General features: G+C 40.9%; 37 protein-coding genes. All 37 read right to left on the bottom strand.

The window, feature by feature from the left end:
• Positions 1 to 104: 104 nt before the first annotated feature.
• The 37 genes from HU824_RS09940 to HU824_RS09760 all read right to left on the bottom strand — a co-directional run bounded on the left by HU824_RS09940 (position 105) and on the right by HU824_RS09760 (position 20712).
• Positions 105 to 518 carry a hypothetical protein gene (locus HU824_RS09940; RefSeq protein ID WP_176468738.1) on the bottom strand — a complete coding sequence of 138 codons (414 nt, stop codon included), beginning with the start codon at positions 516 to 518 and terminating at the stop codon, positions 105 to 107.
• Positions 519 to 634: 116 nt separating this feature from the next.
• Complete coding sequence (locus HU824_RS09935; RefSeq protein ID WP_176468737.1) at positions 635 to 1189, bottom strand: transposase; 555 nt, start codon at positions 1187 to 1189, stop codon at positions 635 to 637.
• A complete protein-coding gene (locus tag HU824_RS09930) occupies positions 1173 to 1502 on the bottom strand; it encodes a hypothetical protein (protein ID WP_176468736.1) in 330 nt (109 codons plus the stop codon). Before HU824_RS09930 ends, HU824_RS09935 begins: the two co-directional genes overlap by 17 nt.
• A 661-nt stretch (positions 1503 to 2163) precedes the next feature.
• Positions 2164 to 2667: a 50S ribosomal protein L17 gene (gene rplQ, locus HU824_RS09925; protein WP_136010253.1), complete on the bottom strand. Its 504-nt coding sequence runs from the start codon at positions 2665 to 2667 to the stop codon at positions 2164 to 2166.
• Between the two features lie 3 nt (positions 2668 to 2670).
• Positions 2671 to 3663 (bottom strand): DNA-directed RNA polymerase subunit alpha, encoded by a 993-nt coding sequence (locus HU824_RS09920; RefSeq protein WP_005825683.1) that lies wholly within the window; start codon positions 3661 to 3663, stop codon positions 2671 to 2673.
• A gap of 11 nt (positions 3664 to 3674) precedes the next feature.
• Entirely contained in the window at positions 3675 to 4280 is a 606-nt protein-coding gene (rpsD, locus tag HU824_RS09915; protein ID WP_136010252.1) for a 30S ribosomal protein S4, read from the bottom strand.
• A 116-nt stretch (positions 4281 to 4396) separates the two neighbouring features.
• Positions 4397 to 4786, bottom strand: a complete 390-nt coding sequence (gene rpsK / locus HU824_RS09910; protein WP_002558049.1) for a 30S ribosomal protein S11 — start codon at positions 4784 to 4786, stop codon at positions 4397 to 4399.
• An 11-nt stretch (positions 4787 to 4797) separates the two neighbouring features.
• Positions 4798 to 5178: a 30S ribosomal protein S13 gene (gene rpsM / locus HU824_RS09905; protein WP_004291218.1), complete on the bottom strand. Its 381-nt coding sequence runs from the start codon at positions 5176 to 5178 to the stop codon at positions 4798 to 4800.
• Positions 5179 to 5212: 34 nt separating this feature from the next.
• Complete coding sequence (ykgO, locus tag HU824_RS09900) at positions 5213 to 5329, bottom strand: type B 50S ribosomal protein L36 (protein ID WP_002558051.1); 117 nt, start codon at positions 5327 to 5329, stop codon at positions 5213 to 5215.
• 9 nt (positions 5330 to 5338) lie between these two features.
• Positions 5339 to 5557 (bottom strand): translation initiation factor IF-1, encoded by a 219-nt coding sequence (gene infA, locus HU824_RS09895; RefSeq protein WP_002558052.1) that lies wholly within the window; start codon positions 5555 to 5557, stop codon positions 5339 to 5341.
• 9 nt (positions 5558 to 5566) lie between these two features.
• A complete protein-coding gene (map, locus tag HU824_RS09890) occupies positions 5567 to 6367 on the bottom strand; it encodes a type I methionyl aminopeptidase (protein ID WP_176468735.1) in 801 nt (266 codons plus the stop codon).
• 13 nt (positions 6368 to 6380) lie between these two features.
• Complete coding sequence (gene secY / locus HU824_RS09885; protein WP_136010250.1) at positions 6381 to 7724, bottom strand: preprotein translocase subunit SecY; 1344 nt, start codon at positions 7722 to 7724, stop codon at positions 6381 to 6383.
• Positions 7725 to 7728: 4 nt separating this feature from the next.
• On the bottom strand, positions 7729 to 8175 hold the full coding sequence (gene rplO / locus HU824_RS09880) for a 50S ribosomal protein L15 (protein ID WP_136010249.1): 447 nt from the start codon (positions 8173 to 8175) through the stop codon (positions 7729 to 7731).
• Positions 8176 to 8205: 30 nt separating this feature from the next.
• On the bottom strand, positions 8206 to 8382 hold the full coding sequence (gene rpmD / locus HU824_RS09875; protein ID WP_004291222.1) for a 50S ribosomal protein L30: 177 nt from the start codon (positions 8380 to 8382) through the stop codon (positions 8206 to 8208).
• 11 nt (positions 8383 to 8393) lie between these two features.
• Positions 8394 to 8912, bottom strand: a complete 519-nt coding sequence (gene rpsE, locus HU824_RS09870) for a 30S ribosomal protein S5 (protein WP_005825693.1) — start codon at positions 8910 to 8912, stop codon at positions 8394 to 8396.
• Positions 8913 to 8917: 5 nt separating this feature from the next.
• Positions 8918 to 9262, bottom strand: a complete 345-nt coding sequence (gene rplR, locus HU824_RS09865) for a 50S ribosomal protein L18 (protein ID WP_005656518.1) — start codon at positions 9260 to 9262, stop codon at positions 8918 to 8920.
• A gap of 20 nt (positions 9263 to 9282) precedes the next feature.
• Positions 9283 to 9852, bottom strand: coding sequence for a 50S ribosomal protein L6 (gene rplF / locus HU824_RS09860; protein ID WP_005825696.1), 570 nt, complete (start codon positions 9850 to 9852; stop codon positions 9283 to 9285).
• Positions 9853 to 9867: 15 nt separating this feature from the next.
• The gene (gene rpsH / locus HU824_RS09855; protein WP_004291226.1) at positions 9868 to 10263 is read right to left on the bottom strand and encodes a 30S ribosomal protein S8; all 396 of its coding nucleotides are present in this window, start codon (positions 10261 to 10263) and stop codon (positions 9868 to 9870) included.
• Positions 10264 to 10318: 55 nt separating this feature from the next.
• Positions 10319 to 10618, bottom strand: a complete 300-nt coding sequence (gene rpsN, locus HU824_RS09850) for a 30S ribosomal protein S14 (protein WP_005825697.1) — start codon at positions 10616 to 10618, stop codon at positions 10319 to 10321.
• A 4-nt stretch (positions 10619 to 10622) separates the two neighbouring features.
• The gene (gene rplE, locus HU824_RS09845; RefSeq protein ID WP_013546680.1) at positions 10623 to 11180 is read right to left on the bottom strand and encodes a 50S ribosomal protein L5; all 558 of its coding nucleotides are present in this window, start codon (positions 11178 to 11180) and stop codon (positions 10623 to 10625) included.
• Complete coding sequence (gene rplX / locus HU824_RS09840) at positions 11180 to 11500, bottom strand: 50S ribosomal protein L24 (protein ID WP_136010248.1); 321 nt, start codon at positions 11498 to 11500, stop codon at positions 11180 to 11182. Before rplX ends, rplE begins: the two co-directional genes overlap by 1 nt.
• 20 nt (positions 11501 to 11520) lie before the next feature.
• Positions 11521 to 11886 (bottom strand): 50S ribosomal protein L14, encoded by a 366-nt coding sequence (gene rplN, locus HU824_RS09835; RefSeq protein ID WP_005825700.1) that lies wholly within the window; start codon positions 11884 to 11886, stop codon positions 11521 to 11523.
• A 2-nt stretch (positions 11887 to 11888) separates the two neighbouring features.
• Positions 11889 to 12158, bottom strand: a complete 270-nt coding sequence (rpsQ, locus tag HU824_RS09830) for a 30S ribosomal protein S17 (protein ID WP_176468734.1) — start codon at positions 12156 to 12158, stop codon at positions 11889 to 11891.
• Positions 12155 to 12352 carry a 50S ribosomal protein L29 gene (rpmC, locus tag HU824_RS09825; protein ID WP_025835822.1) on the bottom strand — a complete coding sequence of 66 codons (198 nt, stop codon included), beginning with the start codon at positions 12350 to 12352 and terminating at the stop codon, positions 12155 to 12157. Before rpmC ends, rpsQ begins: the two co-directional genes overlap by 4 nt.
• Positions 12353 to 12357: 5 nt before the next feature.
• Positions 12358 to 12792 carry a 50S ribosomal protein L16 gene (rplP, locus tag HU824_RS09820; protein WP_004291234.1) on the bottom strand — a complete coding sequence of 145 codons (435 nt, stop codon included), beginning with the start codon at positions 12790 to 12792 and terminating at the stop codon, positions 12358 to 12360.
• 21 nt (positions 12793 to 12813) lie between these two features.
• Positions 12814 to 13545: a 30S ribosomal protein S3 gene (gene rpsC / locus HU824_RS09815; protein WP_176468733.1), complete on the bottom strand. Its 732-nt coding sequence runs from the start codon at positions 13543 to 13545 to the stop codon at positions 12814 to 12816.
• 5 nt (positions 13546 to 13550) lie between these two features.
• On the bottom strand, positions 13551 to 13961 hold the full coding sequence (gene rplV, locus HU824_RS09810; protein ID WP_004291236.1) for a 50S ribosomal protein L22: 411 nt from the start codon (positions 13959 to 13961) through the stop codon (positions 13551 to 13553).
• A 36-nt stretch (positions 13962 to 13997) separates the two neighbouring features.
• Positions 13998 to 14267, bottom strand: coding sequence for a 30S ribosomal protein S19 (rpsS, locus tag HU824_RS09805; RefSeq protein WP_002558070.1), 270 nt, complete (start codon positions 14265 to 14267; stop codon positions 13998 to 14000).
• Positions 14268 to 14287: 20 nt separating this feature from the next.
• Complete coding sequence (gene rplB, locus HU824_RS09800; RefSeq protein WP_136010246.1) at positions 14288 to 15112, bottom strand: 50S ribosomal protein L2; 825 nt, start codon at positions 15110 to 15112, stop codon at positions 14288 to 14290.
• A gap of 5 nt (positions 15113 to 15117) precedes the next feature.
• Positions 15118 to 15411: a 50S ribosomal protein L23 gene (gene rplW / locus HU824_RS09795; RefSeq protein WP_005825706.1), complete on the bottom strand. Its 294-nt coding sequence runs from the start codon at positions 15409 to 15411 to the stop codon at positions 15118 to 15120.
• Between the two features lie 16 nt (positions 15412 to 15427).
• Complete coding sequence (gene rplD / locus HU824_RS09790) at positions 15428 to 16054, bottom strand: 50S ribosomal protein L4 (RefSeq protein ID WP_136010245.1); 627 nt, start codon at positions 16052 to 16054, stop codon at positions 15428 to 15430.
• The gene (gene rplC / locus HU824_RS09785; RefSeq protein ID WP_136010244.1) at positions 16054 to 16671 is read right to left on the bottom strand and encodes a 50S ribosomal protein L3; all 618 of its coding nucleotides are present in this window, start codon (positions 16669 to 16671) and stop codon (positions 16054 to 16056) included. Before rplC ends, rplD begins: the two co-directional genes overlap by 1 nt.
• A gap of 20 nt (positions 16672 to 16691) precedes the next feature.
• Positions 16692 to 16997: a 30S ribosomal protein S10 gene (rpsJ, locus tag HU824_RS09780; RefSeq protein ID WP_004291244.1), complete on the bottom strand. Its 306-nt coding sequence runs from the start codon at positions 16995 to 16997 to the stop codon at positions 16692 to 16694.
• Between the two features lie 88 nt (positions 16998 to 17085).
• Entirely contained in the window at positions 17086 to 19203 is a 2118-nt protein-coding gene (gene fusA / locus HU824_RS09775) for an elongation factor G (RefSeq protein ID WP_176468732.1), read from the bottom strand.
• Positions 19204 to 19254: 51 nt separating this feature from the next.
• Positions 19255 to 19731 (bottom strand): 30S ribosomal protein S7, encoded by a 477-nt coding sequence (gene rpsG, locus HU824_RS09770; RefSeq protein ID WP_005825710.1) that lies wholly within the window; start codon positions 19729 to 19731, stop codon positions 19255 to 19257.
• A gap of 155 nt (positions 19732 to 19886) precedes the next feature.
• Entirely contained in the window at positions 19887 to 20285 is a 399-nt protein-coding gene (gene rpsL, locus HU824_RS09765) for a 30S ribosomal protein S12 (RefSeq protein WP_136010242.1), read from the bottom strand.
• A 115-nt stretch (positions 20286 to 20400) separates the two neighbouring features.
• Positions 20401 to 20712, bottom strand: coding sequence for a DUF3467 domain-containing protein (locus HU824_RS09760; RefSeq protein ID WP_136010241.1), 312 nt, complete (start codon positions 20710 to 20712; stop codon positions 20401 to 20403).
• Between the last annotated feature and the right edge of the window lie 173 nt (positions 20713 to 20885).

Below are 20885 nucleotides of genomic sequence, written 5' to 3'. Positions count from 1 at the left end.
ATAATATGCTTTAATGAATTTATCAGAAATGAAAATACAGTATCCCCCTGCAAAAACACATAGTCTGACCATACACAAGGGAAAAAGAGAGATTCGATAAAACACTAAATGAGAATACGCCTCAGTGTGAAAATGTAATATTCGCACACCGGCTGGCAACGATAATAGACAGCAGTTTCATAAAGCCTCTCACGACATCGGGACAAAGCAAGCTCTCTTAGAGCCAATCCGCCCACCCTATCTTTTAAGGAAAAGATATATTCTGCAGGAGAAAAACGCTTTATACGAGAATATGCCAGCAAACGTACCTGCCCACCGATACCCGCCAGCTCTGCATCCGGTAAATAAGGCAATGGAGGCACCGAAACACAAGAATCCGTCTCTTCATGTACCAGAATCACCTTCGCATCTACAACATTCCCTCTATTTGCTGCCTCGCCAGCAAATACATCGTCCGCTATTTGCCATACAGCCAATGCAAACACCATGAATCCTATGAGTCTTAAAAATCCGGTCATATCCATATGCAAATTAAAACAGTTCTTTCTCCGATTTTGTTCAATGCAGCACGCTCTTAAATGCTGTCATCCTTCAAATCAAGTTTCACCATAAACAACTCGCATACAGTCCATTATCATCTAAGGTGAAGGATATGAGGCTTGTAGGCAGAAGTATAACCGGCAAAACCGTCACACTGTAGATATCCGTAGCAATTGTGCCTGTCTGTGAGATTCTTTATAACTTTTCCGAATCTGGAGCCCTCCTCATAGAAGAAGGCTGCAAGTTTCTCTGTAACGGCACGTATCATCCAGACATATTCACGGTCTGTAGCATGCTTTTCAGAATTGATTACATTGGTGGTCGTCTCATCAGCCTGACAGTAGTCACTTTTCAGCATTTCCTTTACCAAAGCATTATACAGAGGCCGCAACACTTCCATCGAACGATTGAACCAGCCGGTAATGGTCGCTTCCTTCAGCCCGGCCATACCCAAATGTGCCAACTCTTTGATCCGGCAGTAGAACGGCATGTGGTATTCATATTTCTGCAAGAGAATTTCAGCCGGAAGGCTTGCTCCGGGAACATCTTTGTATAATAGGCAACAAAGGCATGGGAGCAATAAGCCCCTGCGCATATGTGTGCATCCGGGACACAGATGATAACGCATCGTATCATTCGGACGGAACATGGCTTACACTCTTATTTAGCAGTTCCATTAAAACATGGTCACCTCCACGACCGAAATGAACTCGGAATCCATTAGAAAAAAACAACACGACACCGGTTACATCTACATTCTCAAAAGTTGAATAACTTTCAGTAACTTCCGGTTCCTTTATAGACATAGGTGCTATGGGCAAATTCTCATCCTTGGATGTAAATTTATTGCGCCAGTAGTTATAAGTTGAATAAGGAACTCCAAACTCTGCTAAAATAAACTTTAACGGTTTCCCACCAGATAATACTTCGGATTGAATCTCTAAAAACTCTTGTTTTGTCATTACTGGGGATGTGTAAAAACACCAAAAATATGAAAATCACCCCTGTCACAGATATCTGCAGCAAGGGTGATCTTGTTAAAAAGAGGGTTTTGACACACTCCTTAAAATCATCAAATAAAGAGAGCATCTTGACATCTTGATTTGAATTGATTGCCGAGTCCTGCTTGGTCATAAGTAAATCAAATTCAAATCAAAAAATCAATATACCCTTGTATTTAATTAAGAGCCTGTTCAGATTTTGCTTAGAAAATTCTTTATTCAGCTTCTTTTGAGTTTATTTTCGTCCTGTTTTCCTGTGTCTATTCGGCACATAGCCCGTTATGTTCCTCACAAAAACTGAAAAATATCCTCGAAAACAAATCGCAAAACAGTGTCGGGCAAAATTTAAGCAGGCTCTAAATACTAATTGTTTAATAATTATGGTTAGATTTTTATCGCACCACTACTATTTTGTCATAAATAAAAAGGTTATAGTTGTTGCAATATTAGGCTGCAAAATTGCATCACACCTATAACCTTCAAAATATGTACTTCGGTTGATGCGTCCGTTGATGCTTACCAAAATGCGTTATGCCCCCGGAAAACAACTTCTGACTATCACTAAAAAAAGCCGCCCCAAACAAATTGGGACGGCTTCCATATATTAAAAAGAATAGTTGAATTATTCAGCTTTAGCTTCCTCAGTAGCAGGAGCCTCGGCAACCGGTGCAGCAGTTTCGGCAGCAGGAGCAGCTTCAGCAGCGGCAGACTTCTTTGAACGGCGAGTACGGGTAGCTTTCTTGGCAACCTTTTCCTTAGCCATGTTTTCGTTATAGTCAACGAGTTCAATGAAGCACATTTCAGCATTGTCACCCAAACGGTTACCAGTCTTGATAATACGAGTGTAACCACCCGGACGATCAGCAATCTTCACAGAGATTTCTTTAAACAGTTCAGTTACAGCATACTTGTCTTGCAAATTGCTAAATACAACACGACGAGAATTAGTCGTATCATCTTTAGCCTTTGTAATCAAAGGCTCAACAAACTTCTTCAAAGCCTTAGCCTTTGCAACGGTCGTAGTGATTCTTTTGTGCTTAATCAAAGAACACGCCATATTAGCCAACATAGCGTTTCTATGAGAGGCAGTACGACCCAAATGGTTGAATTTCTTATTATGTCTCATCTTTTATTCTTTATCTAATTTATATTTAGAAATATCAGTTCCAAACGACAGATTCAGACTTTCCAGCAAATCATCAAGCTCGGTAAGCGATTTCTTTCCGAAGTTTCTGAACTTCAGCAAATCCGTCTTGTTGAATTGCACCAAGTCACCGAGAGTCTCTACATCCGCAGCCTTCAAACAGTTGAGGGCACGTACAGAGAGATCCATATCAACAAGCTTGGTCTTCAGCAACTGACGCATGTGCAATACTTCTTCATCAAATTCTTCGTTACCGTCAACATCATTTGTTTCCAGCGTAATCTTCTCGTCAGAGAAGAGCATGAAGTGATAAATCAGAATTTTCGCAGCTTCTTTCAGAGCTTCCTTCGGATGGATGGAACCGTCGGTAGTAATTTCAAGTACCAGTTTCTCGTAGTCGGTCTTCTGCTCTACACGGAAGTTCTCTACCTGATACTTCACATTACGTATCGGAGTATAAATAGAATCGATAGGAATTACGTTCACATCAGTGCAATATTCGCGGTTTTCATCAGCAGGAACATAACCACGACCTTTGTTAATCGTAATATCTATCTGCATAGTCGACTTTGAATCTAAATGACAAATAACTAATTCAGGATTTAACACTTCAAATCCAGTCAAATACTTACCTATGTCACCTGCTTTAAATTCACTTGAATTCTCGACTGTAATACTTACTTTCTCACTCTCGAATTCTTCAACTACTTGCTTGAATCTCACCTGTTTCAGATTCAAGATAATGTTAGTAACATCCTCTTTTGCTCCCGGAACACTGGAAAATTCATGCTCAACACCGTCTATCTTGATAGTAGTGATAGCAAAACCTTCCAATGAAGAAAGCAGGATGCGGCGCAGTGCATTACCCACGGTAATACCGAAACCGGGTTCCAACGGACGAAATTCGAATTTTCCGAATCTAGAGTCCGCTTCCAACATTAATACTTTATCAGGTTTTTGAAATGCTAATATCGCCATGAAATTAATTATTATTTAGAATACAATTCTACGATCAAATGCTCTTTAATGTTTTCAGGAATGTCTGCTCTCTCAGGTACATGCAGCAATTTGCCAACCTTAGAGTTATCATCCCATTCCAACCAAGGATATTTGCTATGGTTAAAGCCAGCCAATGAGTTAGCGATAACTTCCAATGATTTGGATCTTTCACGAACACCAATCACCTGACCCGGTTTTACTGCATAAGAAGGAATATTCACAACTTCACCATCTACAGTAATGTGCTTGTGGCTCACCAACTGACGAGCAGCTGCACGAGTAGGAGCAATACCCAAACGGAAAACAATGTTGTCCAAACGGCCCTCTAACAATTGAAGAAGCACCTCACCGGTAATACCTTTAGCAGTAGCTGCTTTTTCGAACAAATTGCGGAATTGTTTTTCCAAAACGCCATAAGTATATTTGGCTTTCTGTTTCTCACGAAGTTGAACACCGTATTCAGAAGTCTTTCTCTTTCTGGAATTACCGTGCTGTCCGGGAGGATAGTTCTTCTTTGACAATACTTTATCTGCTCCAAAGATACCTTCACCGAATTTACGGGCTATTCTTGATTTTGGTCCAGTATATCTAGCCATTTCTTTTAAATATTTAATTGTTTATTCATGAACTCAATTTGTTGCAGCCGCGATTGCAGAGAGAAAGTTTACAATCCAATAACAAAATCAAGTCTCACTTCTATTAAAGGTAAATTTTAAACTCTACGTCTTTTCGGAGGACGACAACCGTTATGCGGAAGCGGAGTCACATCAATGATTTCAGTAACTTCAATACCTGCACCATGGATAGTTCTGATAGCAGACTCACGTCCGTTACCCGGACCCTTCACATATGCTTTTACCTTTCTCAAGCCAAGATCGTATGCTATCTTAGCACAATCTTGAGCAGCCATCTGTGCTGCGTAGGGAGTGTTCTTCTTTGAACCTCTAAAACCCATCTTTCCGGCAGAAGACCAAGAAATAATCTGACCTTCGCTATTTGCCAGAGAAACAATAATGTTGTTAAAAGATGAATGAACATGCAACTGTCCATTAGCATCAACCTTCACATTTCTCTTTTTTGCTGCAACTGTTTTTTTTGCCATATCAACAATTATTATTTAGTAGCTTTTTTCTTATTAGCAACGGTTTTCTTTCTACCCTTGCGAGTACGGGCATTGTTCTTCGTGCTCTGACCTCTTACAGGAAGACCAATACGATGACGAACGCCACGATAACAACCGATATCCATTAAACGCTTAATGTTCAATTGAACTTCAGAACGAAGATCACCTTCAACCTTATACTCTGCACCAATGATCTCACGAATCTTGGCAGCCTGATCATCCGTCCAGTCTTTTACTTTCAGGTCTCTGTCAACACCTGCTTTATCCAAAATTTTTGCTGAACTACTACGACCTATACCATATACATAGGTCAACGCAACTTCACCTCTCTTGTTTTGAGGCAAATCGACACCAACTATTCTTATAGCCATATACTAAATTATTTTTTTTGCAAAAATAATAATATTATCCTTGACGTTGTTTATACTTAGGATTTTTCTTGTTAATAACATACAAACGGCCATTACGTCTAACAATCTTACACTCTGGCGTACGTTTCTTTAAGGATGCTCTTACTTTCATATCTTAATTTTATTTATATCTAAATACAATTCTTCCTTTCGATAAATCGTAAGGAGACATTTCGACTCTAACCTTATCCCCTGGCAGAATTTTGATGTAATGCATCCGCATCTTACCGGAAATATGTGCAGTAATCTCATGTCCGTTTTCTAATTCAACACGAAACATTGCATTAGACAATGCTTCAACTATAACTCCATCTTGTTCTATTGCAGATTGCTTTGCCATATTAATTTTTTAAATTGCTTTATCTCCTAATACTTCTTCAATGAACTCGAATGACGACAATATATCAGCTTCACCAGCTCCGACTGCTATCGTATGTTCAAAATGAGCAGCACATTTGCGATCTTTTGTCCTCACCGTCCAGCCGTCACGCTCCATTACTATTTGTCGGCTACCCAAAGTTATCATCGGCTCAATAGCAATGCACAAACCTTTCTTCAACATTGTTCCATAACCACGTTTCCCGTAATTAGGAACTTGTGGGTCTTCATGCATCTCCTTACCTATCCCATGACCGACAAACTCACGCACTACACCATAAGAATTAGACTCACAGTGCTGTTGTATCGCATATCCGATATCGCCCAACCGCTTGCCTTGAACGGCACTCTGTATTCCTATGTACAATGCCTCTTTAGTAACCTTCAACAATTTGCGAATCTCATCATCAACTTCACCCACACAAAACGTATAGGCCGAATCACCGCAAAAGCCATTCATGTAAGTACCACAATCAACAGATACAACATCCCCTTCTTTCAGTACCACATCGTCTCCCGGAATTCCATGCACCACCTGATCATTTACAGATGTACAAATAGAAGCTGGAAAAGAATCGCCATATTGATTCGGAAAACCTTTAAAGGTTGGAACCGCACCATTGTCTCTGATGAACTCTTCTGCCACCCTATCCAGCTCTTTTGTTGTCACTCCGGGCTTTATAACCTTAGCTATCTCAGCCAGCGTCTTTCCAACAAGCAAATTACTCTTGCGGAGCAACTCTATTTCATCTTCTGTTTTAAGAAATATCATTCTTCAAAAAAGATTAATATGCAGCTACATTACCACTGCGCCCTTTAATACGTCCGGATTTCAGCAAACCGTCATAATGTCTCATCAACAAATGACTTTCTACTTGCTGGAGAGTATCAAGAACCACACCCACAAGGATTAACAAAGATGTACCGCCAAAGAATTGAGCAAACTCAGCTTTCACACCAAATATACCGGCAAACGCAGGCATAATGGCAACCAAGGCCAAGAAGAAAGAACCAGGCAGAGTAATGCGTGACATAATCACGTCAATATACTCGGCAGTTTGCTTTCCTGGCTTGATACCCGGAATAAAACCATTGTTTCTCTTCATATCTTCAGCCATCTGAGTCGGGTTAATAGTAATTGCAGTGTAGAAATACGTAAACAATATAATCAACACTGCAAAAATCAAATTATACCAAAAGCTTGTATGATCAGTCAATGCACGTACGAAACCGCTTGCATCATTTACATTCGAGAACCCAACAAGAGTGATAGGAATAAACATGATAGCCTGAGCAAAAATGATAGGCATCACGTTAGCAGCATTCACCTTCAAAGGAATATACTGTCTAGCACCGCCATATTGCTTGTTACCCACGATCTTCTTCGCATATTGAACAGGAATCTTTCTAGTTCCCTGCACTAAAAGAATAGCGAATGCAATGACAACCAGCAGAACAACAAGCTCAATCAGGAACATTACCAAACCACCAGTCTTGTCCGTCATACGGGAAATCAATTCCTGGAATAAAGACTGCGGCAGACGGGCGATGATACCAATCATGATAATCAGCGAAATACCATTACCGATACCCTTATCCGTAATTCTCTCACCAAGCCACAAAATAAACATACTTCCAGCCGCTAAAATAATGGTAGAAGTAAACATAAACAGAGTCCAATCTAATGAAGCATTTAAAGAAGGACCAGCCTGCATCTTAAGATTGAGCAAATAAGAAGGAGCCTGAACCAAAAGAATAAGAATCGTCAGATAACGAGTATATTGATTCATCTTTCTTCTACCGCTCTCACCTTCGCGCTGCAATTTCTGGAAATACGGAACCGCAATACCCAGCAACTGAATCACAATGGAGGCAGAGATGTACGGCATGATACCCAATGCAAAAATAGAGGCATTGGAAAATGCTCCTCCGGAAAACATGTTTAACAAGGCTAAAAGACCTTCGCTTGTCTGTTGATGCAATTGTGCCAGCATTGACGGATTGATACCCGGCAAAACGACATACGAACCGAAACGGTAAATTGCCACAAACAATATGGTAATGAGGATCCGTTGTCTCAGATCCTCAATTTTCCATATATTCTTTAATGTTTCAATAGCTTTTCTCATCGAATTAGAGTTTTACTACTTGTCCACCAGCAGCTTCGATGGCAGCAACAGCAGTTTTAGAAAACGCATGTGCTTGTACATCCAACTTAGCAGTCAAAGTTCCGTTACCTAATACTTTTACCAACTGGCTTGCAGAAATGAAACCAGCGGCAATGAAGTCACTGATACCTACAGTCTGCAAGTTCTTTGCTTCAGCCAATTTCTGAACTGTATCCAAGTTGATAGCCTTATACTCTACACGATTGATGTTTTTAAAGCCAAACTTAGGAAGACGACGTTGAAGAGGCATCTGACCACCTTCAAAACCGATTTTCTTAGAGTATCCAGATCTTGATTTAGCTCCTTTATGACCTCTAGTAGAAGTACCTCCCAAGCCAGAACCCGGACCACGTCCAATTCTCTTTCTTGTTTTAGTAGATCCCTCTGCAGGTTTTAAATTACTTAAGTTCATATTGTAATTCGTTTTATATTCAACAAATAATTACTTAACAATGGTAACCAAGTGTTTAACCTTATCCACCATTCCAAGAATTGAAGGAGTGCATTCGTGTTCAACCACACGATTCAACTTATGAAGTCCCAGTGCATCGAGAGTTCTCTTCTGATCAGCAGGAGCACCAATTCTACTTTTAACTTGTTTAATCTTTATAGTCGACATATTCTTCCTCCTTATCCTCTAAATACTTTTTCCATACTAACTCCTCTGTTCTGGGCAACCATACGGGCATCACGCATTTCGCTCAATGCCAAGATAGTAGCCTTTACCAAGTTGTGCGGGTTGGAAGAACCTTTTGACTTAGCCAAAACGTCTGTCACACCGACACTTTCCAATACAGCGCGCATTGCACCACCGGCAACGACACCGGTACCATGAGAAGCCGGTTTAATAAATACCTCAGCACCACCAAATTTAGCGGACTGTTCGTGAGGAACTGTACCCTTCAGTACAGGCACTCTTGTCAGGTTCTTCTTTGCTGATTCAACACCTTTGGCAATAGCAGCAGTTACTTCACCAGCTTTACCAAGGCCCCATCCGATGATACCTTCTTCGTTTCCTACTACCACAATAGCAGAGAAACTAAAAGTTCTACCACCTTTGGTTACTTTGGTTACACGATTAATAGCGACCAATCTGTCTTTCAGCTCTATATCGTTTGTAATCTTAACTCTATTATTAAGTCCTGCCATAATGATTAAAATTTAAGTCCACCGTTACGGGCAGCATCAGCCACCTCTTTTACTCTCCCATGATACAAGTAACCATTACGGTCGAAAACAACAGTAGTAATACCTGCTTCTTGAGCTTTTTTCGCAATCAGTTCACCCACTTTAGCAGCTTGTTCCTTCTTAGGCATTTTTTCAGTCATACCCAAAGAAGAAGCGGCAGCCAGCGTCTTACCGGACAAATCGTCGATAATCTGAACATAGATTTGCTTATTACTTCTAAATACACTCATACGCGGGCATTCAGTAGTACCTGAAATTTTGTTGCGTACTCTATATTTGATCTTTATACGTCTTTCTATTTTTGTTGTCATAATAATATCAATTTAAATGATTATTTAGCACCGGCTGATTTACCAGACTTTCTACGAATTTCTTCGCCAACAAACTTAATACCCTTACCCTTATACGGTTCAGGCTTACGGAAAGAACGTATTTTAGAGCAAACTTGACCAAGTAACTGCTTGTCGCAAGATTCCAATATAATCAAAGGATTCTTGTTTCTTTCAGACTTAGTCTCAACTTTAACTTCAGGAGGCAACTGTATAAAGATACTGTGAGTATAGCCTAAAGCCAGTTCAATGATATTTCCCTGGTTAGAGGCACGGTAACCTACACCGACAAGTTCCAATTCTTTCTTATATCCTTCTGATACACCAACAACCATATTGTGTACCAATGAACGGTATAATCCATGGAATGCATGCTTTTGCTTGGGATTATCCAGCATTGCATTTTCATTCTCAGCCAAAACAACATGACCGTCTTCGATGGTAACATTGATAGCAGGATTTACATATTGGCTCATTTCGCCTTTGGGTCCCTTAACGGTAACCACGTCATCTTTCAGAGTAACTGTTACTCCAGCGGGAATACTAATGGGTAATTTTCCTATTCTTGACATTGCTAATTCCTCCTATTAATATACATAACACAAAACTTCACCACCAATTTTCAGTTCAGCGGCTTCTTTGTTGGTCATTACACCCTTGGAAGTAGATATTATAGCAATACCCAAACCATTAATAACGCGCGGCATGTCTTTATAACCGGTATATTGACGCAAACCCGGAGAAGAGATTCTCTCCAGCTTCTTGATAGCGTTAACCTTGTTTACCGGATCATACTTCAAGGCAACCTTGATTGTACCTTGAGGACCATCTTCTACAAACTTATAATTAAGAATGTAGCCCTTTTCAAAAAGAATCTTAGTGATTTCTTTTTTCAAATTTGAAGCCGGAACTTCCACAACTCTGTGCTTCGCTTGAATAGCGTTCCGCAACCTCGTCAAATAATCTGCTATTGGATCAGTCATATAAAAAATAAATTAAATTAATCAGGCCTACCCTGACAATATTTAAAAAAACAAATTACCAGCTTGCTTTCTTTACACCGGGAATAAGACCGTTGGAAGCCATCTCACGGAATTGGATTCTTGAGATACCAAACTGACGGATATATCCTTTAGGACGACCAGTCAGCTTGCAACGGTTGTGCATACGAATCGGATTAGAATTCTTAGGCAAGTCCTGCAATTTCTGTGCAGCTTCAAAAGCTTCAGCAGGATCACCAGTTCTAACGATTTGCTTCAACGCAGCTCTTTTCTCGGCATATCTGGCTACTAATTTAGCACGCTTTACTTCACGTGCCTTCATTGATTCCTTTGCCATATTATCAATCTTTTTTAGCGTTTTTAAACGGTAAACCGAATTCTTTCAACAAGGCATACCCTTCTTCATCTGTTTGCGCAGAGGTTACAAAGGTAATATTCATTCCGAGAATTCTGGTAATACTATCAATATTAATTTCAGGGAAAATGATTTGTTCCTGAATACCAAGGGTATAATTACCTTTACCATCAAACTTACTTTCAATACCCTTGAAGTCGCGAATACGAGGCAGAGCTACACGAACCAGCTTTTCAAGGAATTCGTACATTCTCTCACGACGCAGAGTTACCATAACACCAATCGGCATTTTCTTACGTAACTTAAAGTTCGCAATATCCTTACGAGAAATGGTTGCCACGGCTTTCTGACCAGTAATAGCAGTCATTTCATTAATTGCCACTTCAATAATCTTCTTGTCGGCAACAGCCATACCCAGACCTTGATTGATAACAATCTTCTTAAGTACGGGTATCTGCATTGAAGAAGAATACTGGAACTGTGATTTCAATGCAGGCGCAATACGCTCTGCATATTCTTTCTTAAGGCTAGCAGTATTACTCATTACTTAATCTCCTCTCCTGATTTTTTAGAATAACGCACTAAAGTGCCATCAGCACTTACTTTTCTTCCAACACGCGTTGCTTTGCCAGTCTTTGGATCAACGGGGTTCAAGTTTGACAAGTGGACAGAAGCCTCCTGCTTCACGATGCCACCTTGCGGATTTTTAGCATTCGGTTTTGTACTCTTAGACACCATGTTGATACCTTCAACAATTGCACGGTTTTTATCAACAAGAACCTTCAATACACGACCAGTCTTACCCTTGTCTTCACCGGAGTTTACATAAACTGTATCGCCTTTTTTAATATGTAATTTACTCATTACTCAAATCTTTTACAATATTAAAGTACTTCAGGAGCGAGTGACACAACTTTCATGTTAGTAGCACGAAGTTCACGAGCTACCGGACCGAAAATACGACTACCTCTAATTTCACCTGCATTGTTCAACAACACGCAAGCATTATCATCAAAACGTATGTAAGAGCCATCAGCACGACGGATTTCTTTCTTAGTACGTACGATCAAAGCTTTAGACACTGCACCTTTTTTAATATCACTTGAAGGGATAACGCTCTTTACAGAAACGACAATCACGTCCCCTACTGAAGCATAGCGGCGACCTGTACCACCCAAAACGCGGATACAGAGAGCCTCTTTTGCCCCACTATTATCACATACTGTAAGTCTGGATTCTACTTGTATCATAATTACTTAGCTCTTTCAATTATTTCTACCAATCTCCATCTCTTAGTCTTGCTCAAAGGACGAGTTTCCATGATGTGTACAGTATCGCCGACATTGCACTCATTCTTTTCATCATGAGCATGGTACTTCTTCGTCTTGCTAACGAACTTACCATATATGGGGTGTTTCTCCTTAAACTTAGCTGCTACCGTAATGGTCTTATCCATCTTGTTGCTCAGCACAACCCCAGTTCTTTCTTTTCTTAAATTTCTTGCTTCCATCAAGCTCATCATTTATTGTTAAGTTCTCTTTGGCGTAATTCTGTTTTCATACGCGCAATAGTCCTGCGTAATTGTTTGATTTGAGCAGGATTATCCAAAGGAGAAATAGAATGATTTAAAACCATTTGGTTGTAATTAGCTACTTCTGCTTCTACTCTTTCTACCAAGTCGTTGGTAGGCATCTCTTTAATTTCTGCTATTTTCATACTCCTTACGCATTTTGATTTTGAATATCATAATCACGTCTAACCACAAACTTGGTTGTGATAGGAAGCTTCTGTGCAGCCAAGCGCAAAGCCTCTTTAGCGATTTCATAAGATACTCCTTCGGCTTCGATAATAATTCTACCCGGTGTAACAGGGGCTACGAATCCCTCCGGTGCACCCTTACCTTTACCCATACGTACATCAGCAGGCTTTCTGGTAATAGGTTTATCGGGGAAAATACGAATCCAAATCTGTCCTTGACGTTGCATATATCTTGTCACTGCAATACGCGCAGCTTCAATCTGACGGCCTGTAATCCATTTCGTTTCCAAGGCCTTAATACCAAAAGATCCGAAAGCCAACTGGTTTCCTCTTTGGGCATTACCCTTTTGACGGCCTTTTTGTTGTCTTCTGAATTTTGTTTTTTTCGGTTGTAACATAATTCCTAAAAATCAAATTCGTTAGCGATTATTTTTCTTTCTTTTGAAGTTCTTTCCGCCATTGTTTCCGCTATTGCTTCCACGACCACTTTCCTTGCTTTGCGTAAAGTTCGGAGCCAACTCCCTCTTACCATAAACTTCACCTCTACAAATCCAAACTTTAATACCGAGAAGACCAACCTTTGTCAATGCTTCTGCATGACAGTAGTCAATATCTGCTCTGAAAGTGTGCAACGGAGTTCTTCCTTCCTTATACATTTCAGAACGGGCCATTTCTGCACCATTCAAACGTCCTGAAATCTGAATCTTGATACCTTCCGCACCCATACGCATGGTATTGGCAATGCCCATCTTGATGGCACGACGGTAGGCAATTTTACCTTCAACCTGACGGGCGATGTTGTTAGCCACGATAACAGCGTCCAACTCAGGTCTTTTAACTTCGAAGATATTAATCTGCACATCCTTATCCGTAACCTTCTTCAACTCCTCCTTCAACTTGTCAACTTCTTGGCCACCTTTGCCGATAATGATACCCGGACGTGCAGTACAAACGGTAATAGTCACGAGTTTCAGTGTACGTTCAATTACAATTCTTGACACACTAGCCTTTGCCAGACGAGCGTTCAAATATTTACGAATCTTGCTATCTTCCAGCAGAGAGTCGCCGTAATTCTTTCCACCATACCAATTGGAATCCCATCCTCTGATAATTCCTAAACGGTTGCTTATTGGATTAACTTTTTGTCCCATTTACCTTAATTTTGATCTTCGTTATTACTTTTAGAACCAACGAACAACGTTACGTGGTTTGAACGTTTACGAATTCTGTAACCTCTACCCTGCGGAGCCGGTCTCATTCTTTTGAGCGTAGCACCACCATCAACAAAAATCTTGGTTACGAACAGCTCGCCACTTTCAGCTTTACGTTCGTTTTTCTGCTCCCAGTTAGCAATTGCAGAGCGCAGCAACTTTTCCACTCTTGCGGCAGCCTCTTTTGAAGAGAACTTCAGGACGCCGAGTGCTCTGTTCACCTCCATCCCGCGAATCATGTCAGCCACGAGACGCATTTTACGGGGGGAAGTAGGAACATTTTGCAATTTCGCAAAATACATGGTCTTAAGGGCTTCTTTTCTTTTTTCAGCCGATATTTTTTTTCTTGCTCCCATTATATTATTACTTTATTATTTCAGATAAATCCTGTTTTATTTTTTCTTGTTACCAGCGTGTCCTCTGAAAGTACGAGTTGGAGCAAATTCGCCCAACTTGTGTCCTACCATATTTTCGGTAACATAAACAGGAATAAATTTATTTCCGTTGTGAACTGCAACAGTATGGCCTACGAAATCAGGCGAAATCATTGAAGCTCTGGCCCAGGTCTTAACTACCACTTTCTTGCCCGATTCATTCATGGCAAGCACTTTCTTCTCAAGCTTAACGTTAATATACGGACCTTTTTTTAATGAACGACTCATAATTTACTCAATTAATCAGATTACTTCTTTCTTCTCTCAATAATATACTTAGACGATTGTTTCTTCGGAGCTCTTGTCTTAAGACCCTTAGCGTACAATCCCTTACGAGATCTCGGGTGTCCTCCTGAAGCACGTCCTTCACCACCACCCATCGGGTGATCAACCGGGTTCATAACAACACCACGGTTACGCGGACGACGTCCTAACCAACGAGAACGTCCAGCTTTACCTGAACTTTCCAATCCATGATCTGAGTTACCTACACTACCGATAGTAGCCTTACATGTGCTGAGAATCTGACGAACCTCACCTGAAGGCAACTTGATAACGCAGTATTTACCTTCTCTAGAAGTCAACTGAGCGAAGTTACCAGCCGAGCGAACCAAGGCAGCGCCTTGTCCCGGACGTAATTCGATATTATGAATTACAGTACCGACCGGAATATTCTGAAGCGGAAGTGCGTTTCCGATTTCCGGAGTAGCAGTTTCACCTGACATCAAAGTTGTACCAACTTGCAATCCATTGGGAGCAATAATATATCTTTTTTCTCCATCTGCATAAAACAACAGAGCGATACGAGCCGAACGGTTCGGATCGTATTCAATTGTTTTAACCACCGCAGGCACACCGTCTTTATTTCTCTTGAAATCTACGATACGAATAATCTTCTTACTACCGCCACCAATGTAACGCATGGTCATCTTACCTTCGTTATTACGACCACCTGAAGATTTCTTACCAAATACAAGAGACTTTTCTGGTACCCGTGCAGTAATCTCTTCGTAAGTACCAATAATTTTATGTCTTTGCCCCGGTGTTGTGGGCTTAAATTTACGTACTGCCATTTTTATTAAATATTGCTATAAAAATCAATAGTATCTCCTTCTTTCAACGTAACGATAGCCTTCTTGAACGCATTCGTACGTCCGTTGATGATACCGGCACGAGTATAGCGGCTCTTGTTCTTGCCAGCATACTTCATTGTATTCACATCAACTACTGTAACGTTGTAAAGGGCTTCAACTTCCTTCTTAATTTCCAGTTTATTAGCTTCAGGACGCACGATAAAGCCGAAACGATTGTTCGTCTTATCAGTAATTGCAGTCATCTTCTCTGTCACTAACGGTTTAATAATAATTCCCATTATTTAAGCCTCCTTTTTACATTAAGATATTGTCGATAGCAGAAAGTGCACTTTCAGCAAACACAACAACCCCAGCGTCCAATACTCTGTAAGTATTTAACCCTGAGACAGTCTGCACATTAGCGCCCTTCACATTACGAGCCGACAAATATACGTTTTTATTTGCTTCTGGTAAAATCATAAGCAGCTTTTTGTCAGATACTTTAAGATTTTTTGTCATTGCAACGAAATCTTTAGTCTTCGGAGCTTCAAAAGAGAAGTCTTCTACTACTACAACCGCGTTGTTCTGAGCCTTATATGACAAAGCCGACTTACGAGCCAGAGCCTTTACTTTTTTATTTAATTTGAAGTAGTAATCTCTCGGTTTCGGACCGAATACGCGTCCACCACCAACCAGTACCGGTGAATTCATGTCACCACGACGTGCACCACCACCACCTTTCTGGCGACCGATTTTACGAGTAGAACCACTGATTTCGCTTCTTTCCTTTGATTTGTGTGTACCCTGACGCTGGTTAGCCATAAACTGTTTAACATCCAAGTAGATAGCATGGTCGTTGGGCTCAATTCCGAAGATAGACTCGTTTAACGTAATCTTTCTCCCAGTGTCTTCACCTTTAATGTTATATACGTTAACTTCCATTATTTCTCAATTATTACGATTGAACCTTTGCAACCAGGAACAGAACCCTTAATCAAAAGAAGATTATGCTCCGCGATTACCTTTAATACCTGCAGGTTTTGAACAGTCACTCTGTCGCCACCAAGCTGTCCACCCATGCGCATTCCCTTGAATACCTTTGCGGGATAAGAACAAGCACCGATAGAACCCGGCTTGCGAGCACGGTTATGCTGACCGTGAGTAGTCTGACCTACACCACCGAAACCATGACGTTTTACTACACCTTGGAAACCTTTACCCTTAGAAGTACCTACAACATCAACAAAAGTTGCGCCATTGAACAATTCTACGGTAACAGTGTCACCCAGATTCAATTCTGTTTCAAATTCTTTGAACTCAGCCAAGTGTTTCTTGGGAGTTACTCCAGCTTTCTTAAAGTGCCCCATCAAAGGCTTTGTAGTGTGCTTCTCCTTCTTATCTTGGAAGCCCAACTGAACAGCTTCATAACCGTCCTTTTCTACAGTTTTCACTTGAGTAACAACACAAGGACCTGCTTCGATAACAGTGCATGGTACATTCTTACCCTCGGCACTGAAAACGGATGTCATTCCGATTTTTTTTCCTAATAATCCTGGCATTTCACTTATTTTTTTAATACTTACACTTTGATTTCTACTTCCACACCACTCGGCAACTCCAACTTCATCAGAGCATCTACTGTCTTAGCTGTTGAACTATAGATGTCAATCAGTCTCTTGTAAGAAGAGAGTTCGAATTGTTCACGCGACTTCTTGTTAACGAAAGTCGAACGATTCACGGTAAAGATACGCTTGTGCGTAGGGAGAGGAATCGGACCGCTAACGATGGCGCCCGTTGTCTTTACCGTTCTTACAATCTTCTCAGCTGACTTGTCAACCAAGTTGTGGTCGTAAGATTTCAGTTTGATTCTAATTTTTTGACTCATTACTGTCTTTAGTTATTAAATAGTTATATATAAGATGAAGTTCCGCAGGCTAAGAGTCATTCGCTAACCTACGGGACTTCAAGTTTTTTTAGATTAAGTCAGCACGACCTTTCACTTCCTCCAATACAGCCTTGGCAATAGAGTTGGAAACTTGGGCATGGTGAGAGTATACCATTGAAGAGGTTGCACGGCCAGAACTAATGGTACGCAAAGCTGTTACGTAACCGAACATTTCTGCCAACGGAACCATTGCCTTTACAATACGTGCACCAGAACGGCTGGATTCCATACCTTCTACCTGACCACGACGCTTGTTCAAGTCACCGATAACGTCACCCATGTTTTCTTCCGGAGTAACAACTTCCAGCTTCATAATAGGCTCCATCAATACCGGACCTGCCTTAGCACAAGCATTCTTGTATGCTTGGATAGCACAGATTTCGAAAGACAACTGATCAGAGTCAACCGGGTGGAAAGAACCATCAATCAAAGTTACCTTCAGTGAATCTAACGGATAACCTGCCAACACACCATTCTTCATGGCAGTAGTGAAGCCCTTCTGTACAGACGGGATAAATTCCTTAGGAATGTTACCACCCTTCACTTCGTCAACGAATTGCAATCCACCTTCCTTGAAGTCTTCATCAACCGGACCGATGTTCACGATAATATCTGCGAACTTACCACGACCACCAGACTGCTTCTTGTAAACTTCACGCAAGTTAACTGTCTTAGTAATGGCTTCCTTGTAGTTAACCTGAGGCTTACCTTGGTTACATTCAACCTTGAACTCACGCTTAAGACGATCGATAATAATATCCAAGTGAAGTTCACCCATACCAGAGATAACTGTCTGCCCAGTCTGTTCGTCAGTCTTAACTGTGAACGTCGGGTCTTCTTCAGCCAGCTTAGCCAGACCATTTGACAGTTTATCCATATCCTTCTGGGTCTTAGGCTCAACTGCGATACCAATTACCGGTTCCGGGAAATCCATAGACTCCAATACAATCGGTGCAGTTTCGTCACACAATGTATCACCAGTATGTATATCCTTGAAACCTACGCCAGCACCAATATCACCAGCACTAATAACTTCTACCGGGTTCTGCTTGTTTGAGTGCATCTGGAACAAACGAGATACACGCTCTTTCTTACCAGAACGAGAGTTATAGATATAAGAACCAGCCTCAATCTTACCGGAATAAACGCGGAAGAAAGTCAAACGGCCCACATACGGGTCAGTTGCGATTTTAAATGCCAAAGCAGAAGTCTTTTCATCTTCGCTCGGTTTACGATCTTCTTCAGCGCCAGTTTCAGGATTTGAACCCACAACGTTTTCTGTATCCAACGGAGAAGGCAAGAATGCACAAACGTAGTCGAGCAACGTCTGTACACCTTTATTCTTGAATGAAGAACCGCAAAGCATCGGGACTACAGCCATTTGCACTGTTGCGTTACGGAGAGCTCTCAAAACCTCTTCTTCCGTAATGGTAGAAGGATCATCGAAATATTTCTCCATCAAAGCATCGTCAAACTCAGCCACTTTTTCGAGCATCTTATCTCTCCATTCGTTAGCTTCGTCTGCCAAGTTTGCAGGGATTTCCTCTACAGTATAATCAGCACCCATTGTTTCATCATGCCAATAGATAGCTTTCATTTTGATAAGGTCCACCAGACCTTTGAAAGACTCCTCAGCACCGATAGGAATAACGATAGGACACGGATTAGCACCCAAAACGTCCTTCATTTGGCGAACTACTTCAAAGAAGTCAGCACCCGAACGGTCCATTTTATTAACGTAAGCAATACGCGGTACGTTATATTTGTCAGCCTGACGCCAAACTGTTTCAGATTGCGGTTCAACGCCACCGACTGCACAATAAGCAGCAACGGCACCATCAAGAATACGCAAAGAACGTTCTACCTCAGCGGTAAAGTCAACGTGTCCCGGAGTGTCAATCAAGTTAATTTTATAAGTATCACCTGCATATTTCCAACGAGTAGTGGTAGCCGCAGAAGTGATAGTAATACCACGTTCCTGCTCTTGTTCCATCCAGTCCATTGTAGCGGCACCGTCATGCACCTCACCGATTTTGTGGGTCAAACCCGTGTAAAACAAAATACGTTCAGAGGTTGTTGTCTTTCCGGCATCAATGTGAGCCATGATACCGATATTGCGTGTCAAATGTAAATCTTGCTTTGCCATTTCTTATTCTTTACTTTAAGTTAAAACATCAATCAGTTATTTCTTGCAGTATCAGAATCTGAAATGAGCGAATGCGCGGTTGGCTTCAGCCATTCTGTGCATATCTTCTTTACGTTTGTAAGCACCGCCCTGTTCATTGAAAGCATCCATGATTTCGGCAGCCAGTTTATCAGCCATTGATTTACCACCACGCTTACGTGCAAAGATTATCAAGTTCTTCATGGAAATTGATTCCTTACGATCAGCACGAATTTCTGTAGGAACCTGGAAAGTAGCACCACCCACACGGCGAGACTTAACTTCCACTTGAGGAGTCACATTATCCAGAGCTTTTTTCCAGATTTCAAGAGCGGACTTCTCTTCATTCTGCATTTTATTCTTCACTGTTTCCAAAGCAGCATAGAAGATTTCATAAGAAGTATTCTTCTTTCCATCATACATCAGATGATTCACAAACTTGGAAACTTTTACATCATTGAACACGGGATCCGGCAGGATAACGCGTTTTTTGGGTTTTGCTTTTCTCATTTTCTGAAAGAATAATGTTTTTCGTTCTTGGTTGTTTACTTCTGTCTTCTTCAACTCTCCCTCCGGAGGATTTACTCAACCGCCAGCATTTCCAACAAACTAAAACGTAAGTTATTACTTTTAATTTTTCTGTTTTAGGACATCAGGCTACCTGATTATTTCTTCTTAGCAGGAGCTTGACCCGGCTTCGGACGTTTTGCGCCATATTTGGAACGTCTTTGCGTACGTCCTGCAACACCTGCAGTATCCAAAGTACCACGTACGATGTGATAACGCACACCCGGAAGGTCTTTCACACGACCACCACGTACCAGCACAATAGAGTGTTCCTGCAAGTTGTGACCTTCTCCCGGAATATAAGAGTTCACCTCTTTACCATTGGTCAAACGCACACGAGCTACTTTACGCATAGCTGAATTCGGTTTCTTCGGAGTGGTTGTATACACTCTCACGCAAACGCCACGTCTTTGAGGACAAGAATCCAATGCGGGAGACTTTGATTTCTCCACCAGCACTTCGCGTCCTTTTCTTACTAATTGCTGAATTGTAGGCATTTTAATTGTTTTTAGTTATATATTATTGTTTATATTAATTCAAAACTATACACTTTTGGGCTGCAAAGATACTAATAAGTTTTGAATAATCAATGCACTACAAGTTTTTTTTATTCTACGCTTCACCCTTGATGTTGGGAAGTGGCGGGAATGTTTGTTCATCCGGCATGCGAATCAATCCGAATGAGCGTTCATATTTTCCGATATTTTCTTCGAGTGCACGCAACAACCGCTTGGCATGTTCGGGTGCCAAAACAATGCGCGATTGTACGCCAGCCTTTGGCATACCCGGCATCACGCGGATAAAGTCGAGAATAAATTCCGAACTGGAATGGGTTATAATAGCTAGATTGGCATACGTACCTTGCGCCACTTCTTCTTTCAATTCTATCTGAAGCTGTCCATTATTATTTTCTTGAGTCTCCATATTGCACAATTGTTTTAAAAATGTTCTTAAAAGATAGACCAAAAATACTCTTTTTTTTTGAATGATATACATTTAAATAGAAAAAGTACATAATAAGCCGTCCTCAAAAAGAAGACACAAGTAAATAAGCACATCTATAAAAGACATTACCAGCCATTTTACAACGATAGCAA

It is taken from the genome of Bacteroides sp. L10-4 (assembly GCF_013373675.1).
Classification (GTDB): domain Bacteria; phylum Bacteroidota; class Bacteroidia; order Bacteroidales; family Bacteroidaceae; genus Bacteroides; species Bacteroides muris.
This window is presented reverse-complemented; position numbering and strand designations above follow the sequence as displayed.

What these genes read in the sequence shown, in the direction of transcription:
- HU824_RS09940 (WP_176468738.1), bottom strand. Translation starts at nt 518, where the DNA reads ATGACCGGATTTTTAAGACTCATAGGATTCATGGTGTTTGCATTGGCT.
- rplF (WP_005825696.1), bottom strand. Translation starts at nt 9,852, where the DNA reads ATGTCAAGAATAGGAAAATTACCCATTAGTATTCCCGCTGGAGTAACA.
- rpsK (WP_002558049.1), bottom strand. Translation starts at nt 4,786, where the DNA reads ATGGCAAAAAAAACAGTTGCAGCAAAAAAGAGAAATGTGAAGGTTGAT.
- rplQ (WP_136010253.1), bottom strand. Translation starts at nt 2,667, where the DNA reads ATGAGACATAATAAGAAATTCAACCATTTGGGTCGTACTGCCTCTCAT.
- rplE (WP_013546680.1), bottom strand. Translation starts at nt 11,180, where the DNA reads ATGAGTAATACTGCTAGCCTTAAGAAAGAATATGCAGAGCGTATTGCG.
- secY (WP_136010250.1), bottom strand. Translation starts at nt 7,724, where the DNA reads ATGAGAAAAGCTATTGAAACATTAAAGAATATATGGAAAATTGAGGAT.
- HU824_RS09930 (WP_176468736.1), bottom strand. Translation starts at nt 1,502, where the DNA reads ATGACAAAACAAGAGTTTTTAGAGATTCAATCCGAAGTATTATCTGGT.
- rpmC (WP_025835822.1), bottom strand. Translation starts at nt 12,352, where the DNA reads ATGAAAATAGCAGAAATTAAAGAGATGCCTACCAACGACTTGGTAGAA.
- ykgO (WP_002558051.1), bottom strand. Translation starts at nt 5,329, where the DNA reads ATGAAAGTAAGAGCATCCTTAAAGAAACGTACGCCAGAGTGTAAGATT.
- fusA (WP_176468732.1), bottom strand. Translation starts at nt 19,203, where the DNA reads ATGGCAAAGCAAGATTTACATTTGACACGCAATATCGGTATCATGGCT.
- rplW (WP_005825706.1), bottom strand. Translation starts at nt 15,411, where the DNA reads ATGGGAATTATTATTAAACCGTTAGTGACAGAGAAGATGACTGCAATT.
- rpsL (WP_136010242.1), bottom strand. Translation starts at nt 20,285, where the DNA reads ATGCCTACAATTCAGCAATTAGTAAGAAAAGGACGCGAAGTGCTGGTG.
- rplC (WP_136010244.1), bottom strand. Translation starts at nt 16,671, where the DNA reads ATGCCAGGATTATTAGGAAAAAAAATCGGAATGACATCCGTTTTCAGT.
- rpsC (WP_176468733.1), bottom strand. Translation starts at nt 13,545, where the DNA reads ATGGGACAAAAAGTTAATCCAATAAGCAACCGTTTAGGAATTATCAGA.
- HU824_RS09935 (WP_176468737.1), bottom strand. Translation starts at nt 1,189, where the DNA reads ATGTTCCGTCCGAATGATACGATGCGTTATCATCTGTGTCCCGGATGC.
- HU824_RS09760 (WP_136010241.1), bottom strand. Translation starts at nt 20,712, where the DNA reads ATGGAGACTCAAGAAAATAATAATGGACAGCTTCAGATAGAATTGAAA.
- rpsE (WP_005825693.1), bottom strand. Translation starts at nt 8,912, where the DNA reads ATGGCAGGACTTAATAATAGAGTTAAGATTACAAACGATATAGAGCTG.
- HU824_RS09920 (WP_005825683.1), bottom strand. Translation starts at nt 3,663, where the DNA reads ATGGCGATATTAGCATTTCAAAAACCTGATAAAGTATTAATGTTGGAA.
- rpsD (WP_136010252.1), bottom strand. Translation starts at nt 4,280, where the DNA reads ATGGCTAGATATACTGGACCAAAATCAAGAATAGCCCGTAAATTCGGT.
- rpmD (WP_004291222.1), bottom strand. Translation starts at nt 8,382, where the DNA reads ATGTCGACTATAAAGATTAAACAAGTTAAAAGTAGAATTGGTGCTCCT.
- rplV (WP_004291236.1), bottom strand. Translation starts at nt 13,961, where the DNA reads ATGGGAGCAAGAAAAAAAATATCGGCTGAAAAAAGAAAAGAAGCCCTT.
- rplR (WP_005656518.1), bottom strand. Translation starts at nt 9,262, where the DNA reads ATGACAACAAAAATAGAAAGACGTATAAAGATCAAATATAGAGTACGC.
- rplX (WP_136010248.1), bottom strand. Translation starts at nt 11,500, where the DNA reads ATGAGTAAATTACATATTAAAAAAGGCGATACAGTTTATGTAAACTCC.
- rplO (WP_136010249.1), bottom strand. Translation starts at nt 8,175, where the DNA reads ATGAACTTAAGTAATTTAAAACCTGCAGAGGGATCTACTAAAACAAGA.
- rplP (WP_004291234.1), bottom strand. Translation starts at nt 12,792, where the DNA reads ATGTTACAACCGAAAAAAACAAAATTCAGAAGACAACAAAAAGGCCGT.
- rplD (WP_136010245.1), bottom strand. Translation starts at nt 16,054, where the DNA reads ATGGAAGTTAACGTATATAACATTAAAGGTGAAGACACTGGGAGAAAG.
- rpsJ (WP_004291244.1), bottom strand. Translation starts at nt 16,997, where the DNA reads ATGAGTCAAAAAATTAGAATCAAACTGAAATCTTACGACCACAACTTG.
- infA (WP_002558052.1), bottom strand. Translation starts at nt 5,557, where the DNA reads ATGGCAAAGCAATCTGCAATAGAACAAGATGGAGTTATAGTTGAAGCA.
- rplB (WP_136010246.1), bottom strand. Translation starts at nt 15,112, where the DNA reads ATGGCAGTACGTAAATTTAAGCCCACAACACCGGGGCAAAGACATAAA.
- rpsH (WP_004291226.1), bottom strand. Translation starts at nt 10,263, where the DNA reads ATGACTGATCCAATAGCAGATTATTTGACGAGGTTGCGGAACGCTATT.
- rpsG (WP_005825710.1), bottom strand. Translation starts at nt 19,731, where the DNA reads ATGAGAAAAGCAAAACCCAAAAAACGCGTTATCCTGCCGGATCCCGTG.
- rplN (WP_005825700.1), bottom strand. Translation starts at nt 11,886, where the DNA reads ATGATACAAGTAGAATCCAGACTTACAGTATGTGATAATAGTGGGGCA.
- rpsQ (WP_176468734.1), bottom strand. Translation starts at nt 12,158, where the DNA reads ATGATGAGCTTGATGGAAGCAAGAAATTTAAGAAAAGAAAGAACTGGG.
- map (WP_176468735.1), bottom strand. Translation starts at nt 6,367, where the DNA reads ATGATATTTCTTAAAACAGAAGATGAAATAGAGTTGCTCCGCAAGAGT.
- rpsS (WP_002558070.1), bottom strand. Translation starts at nt 14,267, where the DNA reads ATGAGTCGTTCATTAAAAAAAGGTCCGTATATTAACGTTAAGCTTGAG.
- rpsM (WP_004291218.1), bottom strand. Translation starts at nt 5,178, where the DNA reads ATGGCTATAAGAATAGTTGGTGTCGATTTGCCTCAAAACAAGAGAGGT.
- rpsN (WP_005825697.1), bottom strand. Translation starts at nt 10,618, where the DNA reads ATGGCAAAGGAATCAATGAAGGCACGTGAAGTAAAGCGTGCTAAATTA.